Source organism: Janthinobacterium sp. BHSEK (assembly GCF_056174685.1).
In genome coordinates, this window is the sequence record NZ_JBWBYV010000124.1 from 1 (window position 1) to 3,533 (window position 3,533).

General features: G+C 62.8%; 5 protein-coding genes and 1 pseudogene. All 6 read right to left on the bottom strand.

All coding sequences use genetic code 11. The features are described from left to right. Positions 1 to 882 (bottom strand): annotated as a pseudogene (locus tag AC0V2Y_RS27125) (phage tail tape measure protein); the annotation flags it as partial. Between the two features lie 15 nt (positions 883 to 897). Then, on the bottom strand, positions 898 to 1,011 hold the full coding sequence (locus tag AC0V2Y_RS27130) for a GpE family phage tail protein (RefSeq protein WP_071650284.1): 114 nt from the start codon (positions 1,009 to 1,011) through the stop codon (positions 898 to 900). An 8-nt stretch (positions 1,012 to 1,019) separates the two neighbouring features. After that, positions 1,020 to 1,328 carry a phage tail assembly protein gene (locus AC0V2Y_RS27135; protein ID WP_475417298.1) on the bottom strand — a complete coding sequence of 103 codons (309 nt, stop codon included), beginning with the start codon at positions 1,326 to 1,328 and terminating at the stop codon, positions 1,020 to 1,022. A gap of 37 nt (positions 1,329 to 1,365) precedes the next feature. Further along, a complete protein-coding gene (locus AC0V2Y_RS27140; protein WP_070346128.1) occupies positions 1,366 to 1,875 on the bottom strand; it encodes a phage major tail tube protein in 510 nt (169 codons plus the stop codon). A gap of 68 nt (positions 1,876 to 1,943) precedes the next feature. Beyond that, a complete protein-coding gene (locus AC0V2Y_RS27145; RefSeq protein WP_475417299.1) occupies positions 1,944 to 3,119 on the bottom strand; it encodes a phage tail sheath protein in 1,176 nt (391 codons plus the stop codon). Positions 3,120 to 3,153: 34 nt separating this feature from the next. Further along, the coding region (locus AC0V2Y_RS27150) for a hypothetical protein (protein WP_475418409.1) at positions 3,154 to 3,533 on the bottom strand (380 nt) is incomplete at its 5' end.

Here is a 3,533-nt window from a genome sequence, read left to right on the forward strand (position 1 = left end):
TTGCGCGTTGCGCTCGCCGGCCGATTCCGGGTAGAGGGTATCGTTGATGAATTTCATCTTCGACATGGTGGGCAGGGCCATTTCGGCGTGGTGGCCATCGGCAAAGATCGAGATGGAATCGCGGATCATTTCCGTCTTTTCCAGCTGACTGACGCCGTACGTCTTGAGTTCTTTGGCAAAGGCAATCGCGTGCTCTTTTTCTTTGGCCGTGCGCGTGCCCAGCGCACGGATGCGCGCCGTTTCGATTTCGTAGTGTTTCGCTTCGTGCAAGCCCTTGATGACCGGCGCAGCGACCACGGCGCCGGTGGCGGTTGCGCCGGCCCCCGCCATGGCAATGCTACCTGCCTTGCCGCGCAGTTTGTCAGCATGCTGGGTGGCGTTGGTGACGCGCTGCTGCTTGGCGGCAGAGGCGGCCAGGCGCTTTTGTTGCGACGCCAGCTCAACGTTCGTCAACTGGATACTGTTTTTAAGCCACTCCTGCGCCTTGCCCAGTTGGCGCGTGTCGATGCCGGCCTCCTTGAGGCTGGCGCGCAGGGCGCGGAATTGCTGGCTCTGTTCGCGGCCTTTCAGCGTCAATGCCTGCGTGACTTTGACTGCCGCGTTAAATTCGCGCGTCAGGGCGCGCGTGGGCGTCGTGGTCTGCTTCATTTTCGCAGCAAGATCATTCAGTTTGTCCTGCGCTTCCTTGAGCTTGGTACGCGTCGCATTGATACCGCTATGCAGTTCGCGGAATTTCCCCAGGTTTCTCTGCTGGGTGTTCAGCTCGCGCAAGCGGTCACTGGTGGCCTTCAATGCCTTGGCCGTGTCGCTGGAACCGCCCATGATCTTTTTCAGCGGGCCGGTAATCTTGTCCAGCGCTGCAAACACTACCTGTAACTTCAAATCCCGACCAGCCATCTATTCCGCTCCGCTTCGTTGCCTGGCGCGTTCGCGCCAGGCCATCAGTTCATCTATCGTAAAACCGTCCATCGCTGCCGGCGTCCAGTGGAAGACGCCGGCAATGTCGGCCATGGCGTCTTCTACTTCGCCGGGGATACCGAAAGGCGATCGGCTTTGCTCGCCAAAAAACCGGCAACCTCGGCGCCCACTGCCAGCAGGTCGGCCGGGTCCATGTTGGCGATGTCGTGCGCGGTCAAGGTCGGCTCGGTGATGCGCGGCAGCACGATCTGCAGGGCCGACACGTTCAGGTTGGCCAGCTCGATCAGTGAAATGCCGCGCAGGGCGCCTGCCTTGGGTTTGCGCACGGTCAGCGAGGTGATGAAGCCGTCGCCGCGCTTGATGGGGTCGTCCAGTTCGATGACGGCGCTGTTTTGGGTATCGTTGTGCATGGTGGTTTCCTTGTTGTGGTGTGTTTAAAAAAGGGGATTACAGGCCGATGGCCTTGCGGATGGCCGCATTCGTGTCGCCGCCGCCGAAGTTCTCGGTGCCGCTCATGAAGTCCAGTTCGATGACCGTGGCGCCGTCGATCATCAGCTTGTAATAGCTGCAAGCCATGGTGTATTTGTGGGTGGTGTCGTCGCCCATCTTGGCGCCGCCCATATCGATTTCCTTGTAACGGCCGCGCACGACGACCTCGACGGCGGCGACCGTGCCGTCATCGTCTTCCTGGTAGGCGCCGGCAAAGCGCAGTTGCACGGCGCCGTGCGAGTGCGCACCGTACTGTTTCAGGGCTTCGGCGATCAGGCCGCCGGCGCTCCATTCCAGCGACAGCGCCTCATTGCCGAAGTCGACGGACACGGGGCCGCTCATGCCGCCGGCGCGGTACTCTTCCATCTTGCGGCTGAGCTTGGGCAAGGTGACTTCGGGCACCATGCCCATGAAGGACACGCCGTTCTGGAACAAGTTAAAATTTTTCAGTTTGCGGGGCAGGCCCATGGTGTTCTCCAGTATTTCAATGCGCCCGCGCAGGCGCGGGCAGGGTGGTGATGGTGACGCCGGTACGACTACGCGGCGATGCGCGAGGCGAAGTCGGCCAGGTAGCGGTCGGTAATACGCTGCTGGAATTTCAGGTTTTCCAGCGGCGGCACGGGCGTGTAGTCATAGTCGATGGCCAGCTTGCCCGCCTTGAGCGTGTCCTTGTCGTTGAACTGCTCGTCATACCAGGCATGGCCGTCGATGATGTAGCCCTGCAGTTTCAAGTCGCGGAACTTGGCATTGATGCTTTCCAGCAGATCGCGCACCAAGGACGGATGCAAGGGCAGGTCGACAAAGGCGAAATGCGCCTCGGCGATGGTGTCGGCCAGCACCTGGGCCGTGCGCGTGTAGCTTTCGAAATAGAAGAAGCCGCCCGGCGCCTCGCAGGTGCGCGAACCCCAGAAGCGGTAGCCGCCCATGTTGATCAGGGTCGTGACTTCCTTGGCGTTGAGCACGCCCGCATCGGTGGCCGGGTCTTGCAGGTCGAAAAACACGTCCTTGCTGATGCCGGTCGGGCCGTTGACGACCACGTTCGACAAGGTCTTGTGCCAGCCCGTCTCCTCGTCGATCTTGGCGCGCAAGCCCATGGCGTAGGCGACGGCGGACATGCTGGCCTCGGCGCTGGTGGCGGTATCCCAGCTGACAAAATCAGGCCAGATGAGCATGACCTCGCGCTGGCCGAACTGGCCGCGGTAGGTGGTGGCTGCCACGGCGTTGCTGCAGCCGTAGGCCGACGCATACACGAAGCCGCGCAGCCGCTGCGCCACGCTGGCCATGGCCGTGGTGACGGCCTTGGTGTCCAGGCCAGGCGCGCCCAGGATGCGCGGCTTGACGCCGAGCCTGCTTTGCGCGGCCAGCAGCGCCTGGGCGCCCAGGTACTTGCCATCGGGCGAGACGCCGCCTACCACATTGCTGGTCGTTTCCACTTCCGTCTTGCCTTCGCTCACGCGCACCACGACGGTCAGGGGCTTGGTTTGCGCGGCGATGGCTTCCAGCACGCGGTACAAGGTGCCTTTCTTGCCGGCCTTTGCCATGGCCGCTTTCACGTTGGTGACGAGCACGGGCGTGTTGAGCGGGAAGGCTAGCGCGTCGGCATCGTCGGCCGTGGCGATCAGTCCCAGCACGGCCGTGGAGACAGTGCGGATGGGGCGCGAACCTTCGTTGATTTCAATGACGCGCACGCCATGGTGGTAGTCGGTGGCCATGTTGTTCTCCTGGTAGGTGGTAAATGTCGGGGTGTTACTGCGTGATGGCTGCTTCATCGAAGGCGCGCCGCGCCTCTTGCGGCAGCGTGTCCGCGATGCGCTGGAACTCGGCGCTGACGGCCGCCTGCAGCTCGTCCAGATCGCGCGCGGCGGTCACGCTTGGGCAGATCGTGATGTCGAGCAGGCAGGTGCGCGCCGCGATGATCGTTTGCACGGTGTCCGTGTCGCCGCTGGCCACGGCGGCAAAGCCGATGCCGGCCAGGCGGTTGAGGATGCCGTCGCGTGTTTTTCTGACGCCGACCAGGAAGGTGTCGCACTGCACCAGCAGCGGCGTGGGCGTCGGTGCGGTAATGACCAGCCGGCCGTTCTCAAATTGAAAGGCATGGCCTGCGGGCCTGCCCATCGCCGCCGCAT